Source organism: Microbulbifer variabilis (genome assembly GCF_056232115.1).
In genome coordinates, this window is sequence record NZ_CP174325.1 from 1,614,505 (window position 1) to 1,632,342 (window position 17,838).

Genomic DNA, 17,838 nt, shown 5'->3' on the forward strand with positions numbered 1-17,838 from the left:
GCTGGAGTGGAAAATAAAGAACAAGTCTCTACCTCTGAATATGCTAGTAAAACTACCAGCTATTTTTCTTCCAGAAAGTTGCAAGGGATATCAATTGTTGCATCTGTCCTGTTGCCCATGATTGCAGCATATATTGTTTTCTATACCGGACTTGGTATACCCAACAAAACTACTAATCAGGGAGAATTAATTCAACCTCCAATAAAAATTAATAATCTCAAAGTGTCTTATCAAGGTGAAGAAGAGATATTTCCATTAGATGCGTCTCCAAAATGGCGGTACCTGATTATTGGAGGCTCAAAGTGTAGCAATGAGTGTGAACAACTTCTGTATACCAGTCGTCAGGTGCATATACGCCTTGGTGAAAAAGCACACCGAGTGGAGCGGCTTCTAGTAACTGGTGCACCAATATCTCTTGAAAAACAAGAATATTTTAGGGTTGAACATCCACGTCTGAAAATTCTGCAATTGAACGAGAATAGTATCCGAACTTTACAGGAATTGGCAGCCCTTCAGAATGTAGATGAAGTCAAAGCGCTTCTCATTGACCAGGAAGGCTTCGCTATGATGGCTTATGACAACCATCATAGCGGCAATCAGTTGTTGAAAGATATTAAACGATTATTGAAGTACTCCTATGAGAAATAAAAAGGATCAGGGGATGGAGTCGACAACTAATAGGAATAGTAATGCACGTCCGAATTTTGGGTTACGTTCAAAAGTGGCGTTAGCGGGCTGTATTTTGGCAGTAGTAGTGGTCGTTTTAGGTGCATTTACTAGATTGGTTGATGCTGGCTTAGGTTGCCCCGATTGGCCTGGTTGTTATGGACACCTCACTTGGCCAGATGAGGCTCATGAAATTCAGTCTGCCAATAAAGCCTTTCCTGATGCTCCTGTGGATGGCAGCAAAACCTGGCCAGAGATGGTTCACCGCTACTTTGCAGGGATACTTTTATTGGTGGTTGCTACTTTGACTTACTTGAGTTGGCGTAGCCCAAATAAACGCACGCTTAAGCAAACTAATTTGTTGATGGCTCTTATTGTTTTGCAAGCAATATTTGGGATGTGGACTGTAACGTTAAAACTCTGGCCGCAAGTGGTTACCGCTCACCTACTGGGAGGCATGGCCACATTGTCTATGTTATGGCTTTTGATAGAACGTATGAGAAAAACCCCCATTTATATTCCGGTGGATAAATACCGTGCTCTACAGAGGTTACGTCCGCTAGCGTTTTTGGCCGTTTTAGTTATCGTATTGCAGATCGCTTTGGGTGGATGGACAAGCTCCAATTACGCAGCACTCGCATGTCCGGACTTTCCTACCTGCCATGGAGAGTGGTGGCCACAGGCTGACTTCCAAGAGGGATTTAATATTACTCAACAAATAGGGCCGAACTATTTGGGGGGGGCTTTGGAGAGTGATGCACGTACGGCTATCCATCTTAGTCATCGGATCGGCGCTCTACTGGTGACCTTGGTAGTGTTCACGTTGGCGATACTGAATTGGAGAGTAGGTCTACATCGTTGGGCACTGATTCTAAGTGGACTTCTTTTATTTCAGTTAGGTCTGGGTATAGCAAATGTCATTATGTTTTTACCTTTACCTATTGCAGTTGCACATAACGCGGGTGCGGCCTTACTACTGTTAGTCACTTTGACTTTTTATTATCGTATTCAGATTGTTCAACCATCGGGTATAGAAGATAGTGAAGCTCAAACTAATTTAGTATTACCAAGGTCTGCTCTGACTGGCGAACTTTAACAAGAATAGGTTCATATCAGGGAAGTTAGGAGATCAATAATATTATGACCATACAAACTGCTAAATTAAATTCAACAAACTGGCGTGACTACTACGAGCTGACTAAACCTCGAGTAGTTATGCTGATGATACTAACTTCAGTAATTGGTATGTTACTTGCGGTGCCGGGTATGGTGCCATTGCATACTTTGATATTGGGGAATATTGGGATTGCACTATGTGCTGGGAGTGCTGCAACAATTAATCATTTAGTTGATCGGTATATCGATACTAAAATGGCGCGCACCAGTAACAGACCAGTAGCGAAGGGGAGGGTTGAGCCACGTAAGGCACTGGTTTTCTCCCTGGCACTTGGACTGCTTGGTATGGTTGTGCTTTTGGTTTTTATAAACGCTTTAACTGCCTGGCTCACACTCATATCGCTATTGGGTTATGCAGTTATTTATACTATGTTCCTTAAGCATGCCACTCCACAAAATATTGTAATTGGCGGCCTTGCCGGGGCTGCGCCGCCTTTACTTGGTTGGACGGCGGTTACTGGTGAAATCCATGGCCATGCCTTGTTGCTTGTGCTGATAATTTTTGCCTGGACCCCACCACATTTCTGGGCGTTGGCAGTACATAGGAAGGATGATTATGCCAGAGCTAATGTTCCTATGCTTCCTGTTACCCATGGCGTGCCATATACCAATTTGCATATTTTGCTGTATACATTCATCTTATTCGCAGTAAGTCTTTTACCCTTTGCCACTGCTATGCTGGGTTGGCTTTACCTCTTGGGTGCGATTGTACTTGGCTTGGGATTTATTTATTGGAGCCTGGTAATGTTGCGTGGCAGAGATCCCAATGCAGGCATAGAGACATTTAGGTATTCCATTATTTATTTGATGGCACTTTTTGGCATTATGTTGCTAGATCACTACTTAATAGCGGTGTAAGAATATGAATCATAGTGGATTAAATAATAATGATATGCTAACTGAGCAACGTCAGAAACGTGGTATTCGTGTCACAATTGCTATTTTACTGTTATTCATAGTAGCAGTATTAGTCGGCTTTGTTCATAAGTTGAGCCAGCCACGAGTAATAACAGATTCCGAATTGCGATTAAATGGTGCGGTAAAACTTCAGAAGGCAAGGATATTAGATAATTTTCAGTTGGTTTCAGATACTGGAGAAGTATTTCATACCGATAGCCTAAAAGGCCAATGGACTTTAGTTTTTTTTGGTTTCACACACTGCCCAGATATTTGTCCTACCACATTATCCACTTTAAATAGTTTTTATCAGCTCCTTGACGGTAATACCCGGAGTAATACCGAAATAATTCTGGTCACTGTTGATCCGGCCAGGGATAATCCAAAAATTTTACATGATTATGTACGTTACTTTAACAAAGAGTTCCATGGAATTACTGGGGATTTTTTTGAAATAAAGCGTTTTGCTAGCCAACTCAATGTTCCTTTCAACAAAGTAATGCTGGATGAGGGCGGTTATACGGTTGATCATGGTTCTCAGGTGGTGTTAATAAACCCCTTTGGCCATTATCATGCTTTTTTTAAGGCACCTTTGGATCCTGCTAAGTTAAAATTAACTTATCGCTCAATTCGGGCGACATTTAATGGTTGATTTTCAGTTATATTCATTATATTTAAAGAGGGGGAGGATCGCTTTCCAAACGGTGATCTGAAGATGCGAAATAGTATTTCTGAGACTAGAAATTTATTAGATAGAGAAGGTATTCCCTGGGGAGCACCAGCTCTTTTATCTCTGTGTGTAATTCCTTTTGGTTGGGCGGGTCTGCTAGCACCAGTTATCTGGTTTGTATTGGTAGGGTTGGAAGTAAGTAAAGGTTGGCGGCGCTTTACCCTATATTTTATTGCGGTTATTTCTATGCTAGTGGCTGCTTCTAATATCATCCCTGGCAGTAATCGCTTACACGTCTTGCCACCTTATTCAGATAGTAGTGGAAATCTCATATATGCTGGTTTTAATGTCGGTAAAGCAATTGTTTCAATTGCAATACTCGCTTTTATGTTACGATTACGTCAGACGATAAGAATTTCTGATCTCCGCTATCTACTCTTGGCTATTATTATTCCTGTAATTACAGGTATGTTCCTTTATGGTCCATCGATAAAATTATCTTGGGTGATTTTTTTTGCCGCGCTTATTAACTTAATTATTGTTTGTGTTAGTGAGGAAGGTTTTTTCCGTTGGATATTACAGAGAGGTCTGGAGGAGGGGCTGGGCCGCTTACGATGGATTTCCGTTCCTATTATTGCAACTCTGTTTGTTCTACTACACACTGGCTGGTCGGCCAATTCTGCTGCTGTTTTGTTATTGGGGATCGCCTCATTATGCTATGCAATACTGTGGTATATGTTTAGAAACTTTTGGATCTGTGTGTTGGCACATTGGGGGGTTAATTTCCTCCATATGCTAACTCTCCCTTATCCGTTGCCTGGCTGATTGATGAATAACAAGCCTTTTAAAACTGATAAATTATCCTGTAAAAAATTGATTAGTCTGGGTGATAATTGAATTCTGGAATTTATTTTATGAAAAAGTATTCTCTTATTCTGATAATACTGTTGACTGCTTGTAGTAATGAAACAAATGTTGACTTGCAGACTCGGGCACGAAAACTGGTTCAAGAAAATATTTTGATTGATGGTCACATCGATGTTCCTTATCGTTTATCTAAGGAAAATGTGGATGTTGGGTTATCGACTACAGGAGGCGATTTTGACTTTCCAAGAGCGAAAAGTGGAGGTTTAAATGCGCCCTTTATGTCGATTTATATCCCGGCAGAAAAAGAGAAAGATGGTAGCGCTAGAGCGTATGCGGATCAGTTAATAGATAATGTTGAAGAACTGGTGGGCAAACACCCTGATAAATTTGCTATTCCTATGTCCTTGAATCAATTGAATAGACAGGTAGCACAGGGCAAGCTCTCCTTCCCTCTAGGAATGGAAAATGGTGCTGCTATTGATGGTAGTATCGAAAACCTCCGGCATTTCTATAATCGAGGGGTGAGATATATCACTCTGACTCACTCAAAGAGTAATCATATCTCTGATTCCTCCTACGATAAAGAGCGCCCTTGGCAGGGGCTAAGTGATTTTGGTAAGCAATTAGTTCAGGAAATGAATGTACTGGGTGTCATGGTTGATGTATCTCATATTTCTGATCAAGCTTTCTGGCAGGTACTGGAGATTTCCCAAGTTCCTGTAATAGCTTCTCATTCATCAGCGAGGCACTTTACGCCTGATTTTGAGCGCAATATGAGTGATGAAATGATCAAGGCCCTCGCCAAAAAGGATGGCGTAATAATGATTAATTTTGGTTCAACGTTTATCAGCGCCAAGTCCAGAACGTCTTATGCTGAAATTAATTCGGCGGTCGATAATTTTATAAAGGAGAGAAACTTAGTAAAAGAAAATACTGAGGTGAAAAAATATACAGAAAAATTACAAAAAGATAAATTCATTTACGCAGATCTAGATGATGTCCTTGATCACTTTGATCATATTCGAGATTTAGTAGGTGTTGATCACATAGGAATCGGTTCTGATTTTGACGGCGTTGGAGATAGTTTACCCGTCGGCTTGAAAGACGTATCTGAATATCCTAATTTGGTTCTTGGTCTGTTGAAACGTGGTTATAGCAATGACGATATTAGAAAGATTCTTGGGGGTAATTTATTACGTGTTTGGCAGAGGAATGAAGATTTTTCTGCCATGCAGAAGATTTAAGTGCCTGTTGAAACGTCATTATTAAACTATGCTGTCACTAGTTTATTCTCTCAGATGTCATAGCGGATAGTAAATCTGTTGAAGAAAAAGGCCGACACCGTTAGTCGTTCTAAGAAATTCCGATTGGTAATTGGTTGGATCGGATTGTTGGTAGCTATGCCATTTTTCTTCTGGGCTTTGTTTGGCCTTTTGGGAATGGTTCCTTCAATACTTCAAGTTTTTGGAATAACAGGGATGCGAATACCTGCAAGCATTACAATAATCGGTTTGTTAATGGCGGCTGTTGGATTTTGGGATTATGACTAGCGTAAAGGGGAAATAAAGTGCTAAAAATGTCTGATCTTTTTATCATGTTGGCAGTTTTCATATCTTTTTTCCTGTCGGGGTTCTTATGGTTCAATGGATATAAAGAACAAGGAATTTTTACTGCCTTGTGGGTGCCGAGTATTTTAGGGTTTGGTATCTACTTTAAAGTGTCTGCACTACTAGCGCGCTGAGGCTAAATGTGTCTGATTCATTTATTTTATTGATTGGAATAGGCGTTTTTATTTGCCTGTTGATTGGTGTTACTTTAACTGTATATGAGTTTCATAAAGCGGGCTCAGAGTTGGTGAAAAAAAAGTCTAACGAGAATTAAGCTATAGAATTGTAAGAACTGAGTATTGTTGCGCTAGTTGATTGTTGAAAATAAAAAAGGGGAAGCTTCAAGCTTCCCCTTTTTTATTGGATCAGTGGTTACTTTTTATTTAAAAGGTGTAAGTCATCTTGCCGTAGATAAAGCGGCCACGAGGATCGTGTTGAGATTCAACATAACCATACAGGTCAGTGTTTCCGTCGCCAATCGCAAATGGTGGCTCTTCATCGAATACATTGTCGGCACCCAAGCTCAGAATCATATTTTCAAAACCGGTAAAGCGTGCCTGTAGATTCATGGTCATAAATGAATCTACGGTGCGTGAGCTGTTGGTGTCATAGTCAAGGGTGCCATCGAAATCAATATCTGGCGTATCCTCAAACTCACCAATGTAACTCAGACCAGCACTGAAGCCGAAAGTATCAAAGGTCCAGTCAGCAGTAGCATTCCATCGATGCTGTGGATACTCGTATTCTCCAGCTAAATCCCTGGTGAGGAAGGCGCTGCCCTCAGAGTTCAGTTCTACTCTTTCAAACTCTGCCAGGTAGGAATAGTCCAGGCGAAGTCCTAAATCACCGCCTGCCAACTCGAGCCCACTATAAACTACGCTTAGATCTACGCCCGATACCTCTTGTTCGCCGATATTAGTGAAGCCGCTGCGAATAGATTGTAGAGCTCCCAAAGACTGACCGGCTACCGGTGTATCCCGACGGCAGATAGTGCTGCTTTGGTCATTACAGTACTTGTTGTAAAGGTAGCCAAAAGGTACTTCATCAATCTTTCCTTCTTGGGTGATATTCCAGTAATCCAGCGATAGCTGTAGGCCTTCGAGGGGCTGGAAAACACCACCGATATTGAAGGATTCTGATTCCTCAGCATCCAAGTCAGGATTTCCGGAATAAATAATGGTGTAGTCGGTCTGGTTGCAATATGTATCGTTAACCTCACATCCATAGGTGTCGATGAAGAATAGAGACTCTTGTGAATCTCCAAGACCAACCTGCGCCAGTGATGGAGCACGGAACCCGGTACCCCAGGACGCGCGAAGGGATAGCATATCGTTGGCTGTCCACAGGAGGTTGGCCATGGGATTGGTGGTGCTGCCGAAATCGCTATAGTCGTCGTAGCGGCCAGCCAGGCTCAACTCAAAATTGGCTGGCAGTGGAATGGCAAACTCAACATAGGCCGAGGTGATATCCCGGCTGGCTTTGGCGGAAACTGATTCTGTACCAAAGATCAGGCCACGCTGGAACTGGTCGTCGGGGATATCTGAGGCTTTTTCCTCACGGTACTCAAGGCCTGCTGCCATGGCGATAGTCCCGTTACTGGTATCAAACAAGTCGCCATTAATGGAGAGGTCGTAAGCGGTAAGATCAGACTTGCCCTGGCGAACCAAACTGGTGGTAATCGCATCAATCACTGAATCGGGGTTTTGGACCCCACCAAAGGGGTTGTAACGCCCGGCATTGATTTCCTGCTGGAGCAGGTCGGTGCGCACCCAGCCCTGGGAACGGTCCCCGGTTTGGGTCGATTCGCTGCGTGAACGCTGTACAGAGGCTTCCCAGTCCCATTCAGCAATACTACCGCGCAGGCCGAAAACACCGCGCAAGTTGTCTGTCTCGATATCCCATTGGCGCGCACCGGCATCCACGGTGCGGTAGCGGAAGATGTCCACATCCTCACCGAAAGGATTGTTGGGGTGATCGGCAGGTACATAGAGGCCTGCATCACCATCCAAGGGCGTTGGGGCTCCTTGGGCTACAGAAGTATTGTGTTGAACAGCGATTTCGCTGAAGAATTCGATATTCTCATTGAGGTCTGTATGGCCCAGCATTAATAGGCCTGTTCGCTCGGCCTCCGGGGTAATTAAGGTCCAGGGGCCGTAGTCATATACACAAACCTCGCCAGTATCGCGATCCTCCGGGCAATTGGGATCAGGCAGAATGGTCCCATTGCCCAGGGTAAAGCTGCCTGGGTAACCGCGGGAAGAGCGAAAATCCATACCGCCACGTCCAGACTGATTCGCTGTATCCAGGCCGCTGCGCTCTGTACTCGCCAGGCGGCTGTTTTTGTGGTGATCCAATATAACGGTGAAATTGGAGTTTTCCCCATTGATGCCCCAAACTGCGGAGAAAGACTGCTCGTCATATCCATCTGCACTGCCATAATCCATGGATACTTCAGTGCCTTCAAAGTCCTTGCGCAGTACCAGGTTGACCACACCGGCTACCGCATCAGAGCCGTAAATAGCCGAGGCGCCATCCTTCAAGACTTCCACACGCTCAACCGCAGCCAGGGGAATACTGTTGATATCCACGAAGTTAGTGGTAATGCTTTCGGCGAAAGCGCTGATAGCGACTCGCCTGCCGTTGACCAGTACCAGGGTGGCGTCGGCGCCCATACCGCGCAAACTAACTGCCGCTGCGCCATTGGCGGTAGAGTCCTGGTTGTTGCCGCGGGTGGAAAAGGTGCCGTTACCAGCTGCGGGGTTTTTCTCAAACAGCTGCTGCAGGTTGGTGTAACCAGACCTCTCGATGCTTTCGCGATCCATTACCTGGACCGGAGTGGCATTTTCAAATTCTGAATTGCGACTGATACGGGAGCCAACAACAGTGACTTCCTCTATAGCACCTTCCTCTGCAGCAAGGAGGGTTTGCGGGGTTGTTGTTGCGGCCGCAGCCAAGATGGCGCTGGCCAATACGTTGCGACGGAGAGTGAATTTTTCCATGTTTTTGCTCAACCTTTTTATTGTCATAGTCCGTGACTGGCCCAAAGTGGCTGGTCGTCGGGCAACACTAGCAATGGCGATAAATTGAAACAATTGGCTGGAGGCGGGGCTCAGGCTTATTGGGGAAATAGGTGATATGAGTCACCTTAAATAGATCATATGTGCGCCAAAATACGACAAGTGGCATTTATCGATTGATTTATACAGTGAATATTATTTTGGCGTTACTTGCTTCTGGATAGGCGTATCTGGCAGACGAGAAAAAATATTGCAGCAGCCAGGACGATAGAGGGGCCGGCGGGCGTATTCCACAAAATTGAAGCCATCAGGCCAAGTATGACGGCAAGGCAGCCGATCAGAGAGGCTAGCAGTGCCATCTGTTCCGGTGTATGGGAAAGTTTTCTGGCGGCTGCTGCGGGAATAATCAGTAATGCAGTGATTAGCAAAACACCGACTACTTTCATGGCAATAGCGATCAGTAGTGCCAGCATCAGCATCAGAGTCATGCGTACCCTTTCCACCGGTACGCCTTCGACGGAAGCCAGCTCTTCGTGCAGGGTAAAAGCCAGAAGTTTTTCCCACAGGAAGTAGAGCAGCGTCAGAATTCCCACCACCGTGATGCACATAAGTAGCAGGTCCTGACCGCCGACAGCGAGAAGGTCGCCAAGTAAAAGGGAGAGTAAGTCCACTTTTATTTTGAACAGGCTTACTGTCACTATGCCAAGGGCCAGCATTGAATGGGATAGAATGCCGAGCAGGGTATCCACTGCCAATTTCTGTCTGCGCTGTAGATACATCAATAATATTGCCAATAGACAGCAAGTGGCGCCTACAGCCAGCGTCGGCATGATATGCAGGATAAAGCCTAGAGTGACGCCGAGTAGAGCGGAGTGAGCCAGAGTGTCACCAAAGTAGGCCATGCGTCGCCATACGGCGAAGCACCCCAGGGGGCCACTTACTACAGCGACTAGCAGGCCGGCACCGAGGGCGAACCAAAGAAATTGACTGTGCAGTAATTCGCCGAATTCCACCACTTATTTTTGCTCTCTTTTTTTGCCGCTGGAGGCTGTATCGGAGTGGTCGTGGGTGCAGTCCCCTACAATCGCTATATCACCGCCTAATTTGTGCTGGTGGTTATGTTGATGGGTGTAGGGAGCCACCTTGTCACCAAAGAGTTCCAGGTATGCGGGATCCCGGCTCACCTGCTCCGGATGACCATGGCAGCAGATATGCTGGTTTAGGCAGAGCACTCTGTCTGTAGCGGCCATTACCAGATGTAGGTCATGTGAAACCAGTAGTACCCCGCAACCGAGCTCGTCGCGGAGAGTGGCGATCAGCTGATACAGCTCGCTCTGTCCACTCACGTCTACTCCCTGAGTGGGCTCATCCAACACTAGTAATTGCGGTTTGCGGGATGCGGCGCGGGCGAGGAGGACTCGCTGCATCTCGCCGCCGGAAAGGTTGGCCAGGTTGGCTTTGAGTAATAGCCCCGCTCCCACTCTATCCAGTGCTTCTTGCGCCTGAAGAGGGGTCATACTGGCTTGGCCCAGCAGCAAAAAGCGCTCGACGGACATTGGCATGGAGCTGTCGATATGCAACCGCTGGGGCATATAGCCAATGCGCAGCCCCTTTTTGCGCCAGATGTTGCCACTGGTTGGCTTAGTAAGGCCAAGTAGTAACCGCAATAATGTGGTCTTGCCGGCACCGTTCGGGCCGATCAGGGTGACAATTTCTCCCTGATCTAGCTCCAGGGAAACGTCCCTAAGCAACTGCCGGCCGGCAAGTTGTAAAGCTATGCTGTCGGCGGTAATTAGTGGCGCTGAAGAACTCAGGTTGTTATCTCCGGAGTTGGCGGGGAAAACCATATTATGTTTGTAGGCCCTTGGGTGCTTGGTTGCCAGATGCACCGAAGGGTAATCGGGCTGGCGGCTTAAGGCCGCTTGTGATTATATCGCAGTTTTGTGTCGTTAAATGTCTCCCATGTCTCTCTCTGTACGTACTTTGTTTTCTTCTGCGCTGATTGTGCTGATTTTATGCCTATTCGCTTGTGGTAAACCTCAACCTGTCGATAGGACGGAGCTGGTTGTGAGTGTGCGTCCTTTGGCATTGATTGCTCGCGAAATCGCTGGTGAGGAGACACCGGTGCGGATACTGATTCAGGGGAGTGATCCACATCATTACGCCCCTAGTGTGTCTGAGCGCGCCCTTCTGGAGCGCTCGCTACTCCTGGTATGGTTGGGGCCGCAGATGGAAGCTGTTCTCGCGAAGCAGGCGACCTTCTTGCCTGAACAAAGGCAGTTGCAACTGCTTGGCGCGGCCGACTATGAGTTCCAGGGTGCGAGTGCCACTGACCCACATGTCTGGCTGCGCCCACGTAATGCGGCGATTGCTGCGGCCCAGATAGCAGAGCGCCTGGCCGAGCTGCAGCCTCAGCGGGCCGAGATCTACCGGGCGCGGGCGCGGGATTTTTCCAAGTCTATGGCCAGCCTGCAAAAGGTGTTAGATCGGGCACTGTGGGGTTACCGCGATGTGCCGGTAGTGGTGACCCACGATGCCTATGGGCATTTCTTCGGCTCTGCCGGGGTACAAACCCATGCCCTCAGTGATAGCAGTGGCGTCAGTCACGGTGTTCGGGCAATGCTTGATCTATCCGCGGTAGAGAAGGGCTGCCTATTTGGCGGGATACCGGAGAATGATCGCGACAGACAGTTGGCCCTGCATTTGGGCCTGGAGTATGCGGCTCTGGATCCTCTAGGGGAGAAATTAGCCGCCGGCGCCAGCTATCAAGACCTGATCGAGTCCCTGTTAATTCAGGCTCGTGCTTGTCTAAGCCAGATTCCTGATAATACAACCAAGCTGGGCGAAGTACCGGGTTGATGTTCAGGAGGCTTGTGGAGTTTGGAGAAGGTGCCCGGCAATAATCTTGCCGGGCATGAAAGAGGTCGGTGGTGGTTAACCAGCATTGGTGGTATCACTTTTCAATTGCTGTAATTTCTCGGCGCGCACCGCTTCGCGTTCAGCTTGCTCGCGCAGTTTTTCCAGTTGGCGCATCTGGCGTTTTAGTAAGGCTTTTTCTTGTTCCCTTGTAGCCTGCTCCAGCATCAACTCGTGCCCCTGCGTGTGTGGAAATACCGCTGTGGCAGAATTTGCCTTTTGGGTCTTCTCCGTTTCACAGGCTGAAACCGCACCAGCCGGTGTGGCCAGAGAGTGGGCGGCAAGTATAAGAGCGGCGTACATCACTCCTCTCATAGTTAGAATCCTTCCTTTAAACATCTGATGGGTATCGTTTTCCGGAAAATAAAAGGTCCCGCGCCGCCTGCAGGCAGCCAGTTGCCAGAAGTTCCCGGGGAGATAGCGAATGGTTAAGTCGCTACCCGCAAGACTAGTAGAGACTGGAAATATGGTGAGGTTGCTGCGCCGATAGTTATCGACCTTACGTCGAGGCGAGTTGGCTTTGATGCAATGTGGGGTACAGAGGCGGCAATTGCCTGTGAAGGATCTCGATAGGCGGAAAAACTATGTGAAGGGCGTTATCCTATCAGCCTGCCATTCGCGCCAAGCGCCCTAATAAGCAAGCAAGATTCCCATAATTTATGAGTAAACAAGATACCCACGCCGCCCCTCTGATCCTGGTGGATGGCTCGTCCTACCTTTACCGCGCTTTTCATGCCCTGCCGCCACTGGCTACCACCCAGGGTAAACCCACCGGGGCAGTGCGTGGTGTGATCAGCATGCTGCGCCGCCATTTGAAGGAGCATCCGGATAGCCCTGTAGTGGTGGTATTTGATGCCAAGGGCAAGACTTTTCGCGATGAGATGTTTGCTGAGTACAAGTCCCATCGCCCGCCTATGCCCGACGATCTGCGTGAGCAGATTCAGCCGATCCACGACATCATCGACGCCATGGGACTGCCGCGCCTGGTAGTTGATGGTGTTGAGGCGGATGACGTAATCGGTACCCTGGCTTTGGAAGCCCAGCGCAAAGGTCAGGAAGTCATTATCTCCACCGGTGATAAAGATATGGCGCAACTCGTGCGCCCCGGCGTCACCCTGGTCAATACCATGTCCAACACTGAAATGGATAGTGATGGTGTTGTAAAAAAATTTGGGGTTGGGCCTGAGCTGATTATCGACTTCCTCGCCCTGATGGGAGATAAGTCCGACAACATACCCGGTGTTCCCGGAGTAGGTGAGAAAACTGCACTGGCATTGTTACAGAATCTAGGCGGAATCAAGGATATTTACGCCAATCTGGATGCTATTGCGCCTCTAGGTTTTCGCGGTGCCAAGACCCTCGGCAAGAAAATGGCGGAGCATCGCGAGGCGGCAGAGCTTTCCTACAAGCTTGCGACCATCAAAACCGATGTAGAAATGCCTTACCATCCACAGGACCTGCACAATGCTGAGCCTAATACAGAGGCATTGATAGAACTGTTTACACAAAATGAATTTCGCGGCTGGTTGGAGGAGCTGACCAGTGAGGAAGCCGATGAAGCTATGGCTGAGGCTGTTGAGCGGGATTACGTTACAGTGACGGATATGGCGGAATTTGATGCTTGGCTGCAGCAGCTAAAAGACTCAGATATGTTCGCCTTTGATACCGAAACCACGAGCCTTAACTATATGCAGGCAAAACTGGTGGGGGTGTCTTTTGCCGTTCAACCACACTGCGCCGCGTACGTTCCCCTGGCCCATGACTATATGGGGGCACCTGAGCAGTTACCCTTTGAAGAGGTTTTGCAAAAACTAAAGCCCCTGCTGGAGGATGCCAGGCAGAAAAAAGTGGGTCAGAATCTCAAGTACGATAGTCATATTCTGGCCAATTACGGCATAGAGCTCAGCGGCATCACACGGGATACCATGTTGGAATCCTATGTGCTTGATAGTACCGGCAGTCGCCATGATATGGACAGCTTGGCGCTCAAGTACCTTGGTGAGCATACGGTGCACTTTGAGGATATTGCAGGAAAAGGTGTAAAGCAGCTCACTTTCAACCAGATTGAGCTGGATAAGGCTGGCCCCTATGCGGCTGAAGACGCGGATATCACCCTACGGTTACACAATGAGTTGGATTCACGGTTGAGGCGGGAGCCAACTCTAATAAAGGTGCTCGATGAGATCGAGATGCCACTGTTGCCGGTACTCGCGCGTATGGAACGTAGTGGTGCCTATATTGATGCGAAGATGCTCGCGGAGCAGAGCGCGGAGCTTGAGCAGAAAATGCGAGAGCTGGAGCAACAGGCCTACGATGTAGCAGGTGAGGAATTTAACCTGGGCTCCACCAAGCAGCTTGGCGCCATCTTATTTGAGAAACTTCAGATTCCGGTAATTAAAAAGACCCCTAAAGGAGCACCTTCTACGGCAGAGGCGGTGCTGCAGGAGCTGGCTCATAACCATGAGCTGCCGGCCCTGATCATGCAGTACCGAGGTTTGGCAAAGTTGAAAAATACCTATACCGATAAACTGCCAAAAATGATCGACCCCAGCAGCGGGCGCGTGCATACCTCTTATCACCAGGCGGTGGCGGCCACAGGTCGCCTGTCTTCCAGTGATCCCAATTTGCAGAATATTCCTATTCGCACTGAGGAAGGACGTCGAATTCGTCGAGCTTTTACTGCCGACCCCCGAATTAATGGTGGCAGCGAAATTATCGCGGCGGATTATTCACAGATTGAGCTTCGTATCATGGCGCATTTGTCTGGCGACAGGGGGCTTCTGGATGCCTTTGCCCAGGGAGCGGATATCCACCGCGCCACCGCAGCCGAGGTCTTTGAAGTGGCTTTGGGCGAGGTGAGCGACGAACAGCGCCGCCGCGCCAAAGCGATCAACTTTGGTTTGATCTATGGCATGTCCGCTTTTGGCCTGGCAAAGCAATTGGATATTCCGCGCGGCGATGCACAGACTTATATCGATCGTTATTTCGAACGCTACCCGGGTGTGTTGCGCTATATGGAGGAAACACGTGCCCAGGCTGCAGAAAAAGGCTATGTCGAGACGCTGTTTGGTCGCCGGCTGTATCTTCCGGAAATTAATTCGCGCAATGGTATGCAGCGCCAAGCCGCTGAGCGTACAGCGATCAATGCGCCCATGCAGGGCACCGCCGCTGACATTATCAAGCGCGCTATGATCGCCGTTGATGCCTGGCTCACTGAAGAAAAGCTGTCTAGTAAGCTGATTATGCAGGTGCACGATGAACTAGTGCTTGAGGTACCCAAAGGGGAGATAGAGACAGTGGCCAATGGTTTAGTGGAACTGATGCAGGGTGCCGCCCAATTGCATGTGCCGTTAATTGTCGATGTCGGCCGTGGCAAAAGCTGGGATGAGGCCCACTGATTTTGCCTTAGCTGGGATGAGGCCCACTGATTTTGCCTTAAAAGCACTTTGGCGCCACAAGATGGATATACCATCGTGACTTTTGTCACCTTGGCGGTTACACAGGTGCTTGTTTGAAGAAAATAGCGCCAATCTTCGTGTTTTGATCGGCGTTTTTACTTTCTTTGCATAAATTCGTGGAACTGTTCCGGCGACAGACTTTCTAAAAAGGCAAGATTGTTGGAATGCGTCATCATCCCCCAAGGAAGTCAGATGTTTGCCCCGGAACTCCCCCAAGTCCGGGGCATTTTTTTTGCCCTAAGACTTCTAACTCCCACAACCTAAACTGTTAATGGTTTAAGCCATTTGGCTCCAATTGGCAGAGCTTCTGGCGTTCTGCTGGTCTAGTCTGAGCACAACAGAGAATTTATTCATTCTGGTTTTTCTTCAGGCTTCTTTATCCCAGGGACACTATCGTGCCTGGCCAATTGTCTGTTGGAGGCAGTGGATGCAGAGCCAAGCCATAGCGCTGGCGACAGAAGACATAACTTTGAACGCCTCGCTCACGCTGCCACAGGGGGCGCGGGCACTGATAGTGTTTGCTCACGGCAGCGGCAGCAACAGGGCCAGTCCGCGCAATCTGACTGTTGCCAGTAGACTGAATGATGCTGGTTTTGCCACATTGTTGTTTGACTTATTGAGTGTCGAAGAGAGTCGCGCCGATGCTTCTACTTGCGAGTACCGCTTTGATATCGACCTGAGCGCAAGGCGCCTTGTGGAAGTTCTGGACTGGTCGGCCCATGAGGAGAGCACTGAGCACCTGAGAGTTGGTTTGTTCGGTGCCAGTACAGGTGCCGCCGTAGCCCTAGTGGCTGCCGCTGAGCGGCCGTCCCTGGTAGGCGCAGTGGTCTCGCGCGGTGGTCGGCCGGATCTTGCTGGCTCTGATCTGCCGCTGGTGAAAGCGCCGACGCTGTTGCTGGTCGGAGGGGATGACAAGCAGGTATTGGAGATGAACAAAGAGGCCCTGACGCATATGGTAAATGGTCCTCGGTTACAGATTATTCCCCATGCGGGTCACCTGTTTGAGGAGCCCGGCGCCATGGATGAGGTAGTGCATCTTACTAGCCGCTGGTTTCGCACGAACCTGTTATGAGCCGTTTGAAACTTTTCAGTCTGGATGCCGGTGCCGATTTTGGCGGGCGAGTGGCGGCAGCCCTTGGAGAGCCACTGGCTCGACATGAAGAGCGCTATTTTGCTGATGGAGAGCACAAAGTGCGCCCCCTTGATGATGTGGAGGGGGCAGACGTATTCCTGGTGCAATCCTTATATGTCGACCCTCATAGCAGTGTGGATGAAAAATTGTTGCGCAGCTTGTTTTTCATTGGAGCTTTGCGGGATGCCGGTGCAATGCGGATAACCGCGGTGATGCCTTACCTGTGTTATGGACGCAAAGATCGGCGCACCAACCTGCGCGACCCACTGCCTACCCGCTATCTCGCCAGCTTATTGGAGGCGGTGGGTGCGCACACAGTAGTGACATTGGATGCCCATAATCTTTCCTCCTTTGAAAATGCTTTCCGCTGTCGCACAGTACATTTATTGGCCGAATCTCCACTGTTGGATTTCGCCGTACCGCGCCTGGCGAATGAAACGCGGCCATTGGTTGTGCTGTCTCCGGATGAGGGTGGCATAAAGCGGGCGGAAAAATTGCGCAAGGCACTGGGTGAGCGATTACAGCGTCCGATTGGTAGGGTGTTTGTCGAGAAGTACCGGCGTGGAGAGCAGCTGACTGGTGGCACATTGGTCGGTAAAGTTGCCGGGGCTGCGGTCGTTATCGTAGATGACTTGATTGCCAGTGGCGCTACGCTCTGCTGTGCCGCAGGTGCTGCGCAGAGAGCAGGAGCGGAACGGTTATTGGCGCTGGCCAGTCACGGCCAATTTAGTGGTGATGCTCGAAATGAATTGGCGCGCCTCCCCTTGGAGTGTCTGGCTGTCACTAATTCTTTGCCTCAGGTGAACTTGCCCAAGAATTGTGAATTGGTGGATTGTGCCCCCCTGGTGGCCGAAGCAATCCGCCGCCTGCATACCGCCGGCCCGGTGAGTGAGCTAACTATTTGAGGGCGCGTGGGAGTTGAGAATAACGCCACAATTGTTACTGGCGCCTGCTTCGTTGATCTGGTTGCGTTGGTTTCAACGGATAGCTGGCAGTTTACATTTATTTACGCAAGCCCTGGGAACAAATGGGGGTGGTGATGTATCAGAAAGTACAGATCATTGTTGCTCCCTAACCCCAAAGCGTTCAGCTTTTTAACCCCGGACTTCCCCAACTCCGGGGTTTTTTTTGTCCCAGAAGATTTTTTCTTACGAGAGTTACCCTCCGTAAGTCTCCTTTTCATTGCGTGAATGGAATCTATTTCCTGAATTTATTTCTCTGTGAGCATAGTATTTACAGTTCTTCGATGATACCGGTTGGTGGCTGGGAATGTTTCTGGCACCAGCCTAGCCTTCAAGTAGGTTAAGGATGTGTTATCAAGGAACCCTCAGGCGTATCCGTCCCCCTGGATACGTCTGGAAGTGCCCCACCCCAAGGGCACTGACCCCTAGCCGGCAGCCCCCATCTGCCGGCTTTTTTTATTCGGTGTAGC

The 17,838-nt window shown here is 48.6% G+C and carries 15 protein-coding genes; 11 read left to right on the forward strand and 4 right to left on the reverse strand.

Annotated features, from left to right (window positions below; genetic code table 11):
• Positions 1-6: 6 nt before the first annotated feature.
• The 7 genes from ACJJI7_RS07045 to ACJJI7_RS07075 all read left to right on the forward strand — a co-directional run bounded on the left by ACJJI7_RS07045 (position 7) and on the right by ACJJI7_RS07075 (position 5,826).
• On the forward strand, positions 7-648 hold the full coding sequence (locus ACJJI7_RS07045; protein ID WP_282952008.1) for a redox-active disulfide-containing membrane protein: 642 nt from the start codon (positions 7-9) through the stop codon (positions 646-648).
• A complete protein-coding gene (locus ACJJI7_RS07050) occupies positions 638-1,762 on the forward strand; it encodes a COX15/CtaA family protein (RefSeq protein ID WP_020413830.1) in 1,125 nt (374 codons plus the stop codon). Before ACJJI7_RS07045 ends, ACJJI7_RS07050 begins: the two co-directional genes overlap by 11 nt.
• 44 nt (positions 1,763-1,806) lie before the next feature.
• Positions 1,807-2,700: a heme o synthase gene (gene cyoE / locus ACJJI7_RS07055; protein WP_444902415.1), complete on the forward strand. Its 894-nt coding sequence runs from the start codon at positions 1,807-1,809 to the stop codon at positions 2,698-2,700.
• Positions 2,701-2,704: 4 nt separating this feature from the next.
• A complete protein-coding gene (locus ACJJI7_RS07060; RefSeq protein ID WP_444902414.1) occupies positions 2,705-3,391 on the forward strand; it encodes an SCO family protein in 687 nt (228 codons plus the stop codon).
• A gap of 63 nt (positions 3,392-3,454) precedes the next feature.
• Positions 3,455-4,234, forward strand: coding sequence for a CPBP family intramembrane glutamic endopeptidase (locus tag ACJJI7_RS07065; RefSeq protein WP_444902413.1), 780 nt, complete (start codon positions 3,455-3,457; stop codon positions 4,232-4,234).
• 89 nt (positions 4,235-4,323) lie between these two features.
• Positions 4,324-5,520: a dipeptidase gene (locus ACJJI7_RS07070; RefSeq protein WP_444902412.1), complete on the forward strand. Its 1,197-nt coding sequence runs from the start codon at positions 4,324-4,326 to the stop codon at positions 5,518-5,520.
• Positions 5,521-5,598: 78 nt separating this feature from the next.
• Entirely contained in the window at positions 5,599-5,826 is a 228-nt protein-coding gene (locus ACJJI7_RS07075; RefSeq protein WP_282952004.1) for a hypothetical protein, read from the forward strand.
• Positions 5,827-6,266: 440 nt separating this feature from the next.
• Here the strand turns inward: ACJJI7_RS07075 and ACJJI7_RS07080 are convergent, their stop codons facing one another.
• The 3 genes from ACJJI7_RS07080 to znuC form a co-directional block, all read right to left on the reverse strand.
• The gene (locus ACJJI7_RS07080; protein ID WP_020413823.1) at positions 6,267-8,882 is read right to left on the reverse strand and encodes a TonB-dependent receptor; all 2,616 of its coding nucleotides are present in this window, start codon (positions 8,880-8,882) and stop codon (positions 6,267-6,269) included.
• Positions 8,883-9,106: 224 nt separating this feature from the next.
• Complete coding sequence (locus ACJJI7_RS07085) at positions 9,107-9,916, reverse strand: iron chelate uptake ABC transporter family permease subunit (protein WP_282952003.1); 810 nt, start codon at positions 9,914-9,916, stop codon at positions 9,107-9,109.
• Positions 9,917-10,747 carry a zinc ABC transporter ATP-binding protein ZnuC gene (gene znuC / locus ACJJI7_RS07090; RefSeq protein WP_020413821.1) on the reverse strand — a complete coding sequence of 277 codons (831 nt, stop codon included), beginning with the start codon at positions 10,745-10,747 and terminating at the stop codon, positions 9,917-9,919. It abuts the gene before it with no gap.
• 106 nt (positions 10,748-10,853) lie between these two features.
• Here znuC and ACJJI7_RS07095 point away from each other — a divergent pair, with 106 nt between their 5' ends.
• Positions 10,854-11,759: a metal ABC transporter substrate-binding protein gene (locus ACJJI7_RS07095; RefSeq protein WP_282952001.1), complete on the forward strand. Its 906-nt coding sequence runs from the start codon at positions 10,854-10,856 to the stop codon at positions 11,757-11,759.
• Between the two features lie 75 nt (positions 11,760-11,834).
• Here the strand turns inward: ACJJI7_RS07095 and ACJJI7_RS07100 are convergent, their stop codons facing one another.
• A complete protein-coding gene (locus ACJJI7_RS07100; RefSeq protein WP_353375824.1) occupies positions 11,835-12,131 on the reverse strand; it encodes a hypothetical protein in 297 nt (98 codons plus the stop codon).
• A 344-nt stretch (positions 12,132-12,475) separates the two neighbouring features.
• Here ACJJI7_RS07100 and polA point away from each other — a divergent pair, with 344 nt between their 5' ends.
• The 3 genes from polA to ACJJI7_RS07115 all read left to right on the forward strand — a co-directional run bounded on the left by polA (position 12,476) and on the right by ACJJI7_RS07115 (position 17,311).
• The gene (gene polA / locus ACJJI7_RS07105; RefSeq protein ID WP_282951999.1) at positions 12,476-15,214 is read left to right on the forward strand and encodes a DNA polymerase I; all 2,739 of its coding nucleotides are present in this window, start codon (positions 12,476-12,478) and stop codon (positions 15,212-15,214) included.
• A gap of 487 nt (positions 15,215-15,701) precedes the next feature.
• Positions 15,702-16,346, forward strand: coding sequence for a dienelactone hydrolase family protein (locus tag ACJJI7_RS07110; protein ID WP_282951998.1), 645 nt, complete (start codon positions 15,702-15,704; stop codon positions 16,344-16,346).
• Positions 16,343-17,311 carry a ribose-phosphate diphosphokinase gene (locus tag ACJJI7_RS07115; RefSeq protein WP_282951997.1) on the forward strand — a complete coding sequence of 323 codons (969 nt, stop codon included), beginning with the start codon at positions 16,343-16,345 and terminating at the stop codon, positions 17,309-17,311. The genes ACJJI7_RS07110 and ACJJI7_RS07115 overlap by 4 nt, the downstream gene beginning before the upstream one ends.
• Positions 17,312-17,838 lie beyond the last annotated feature (527 nt).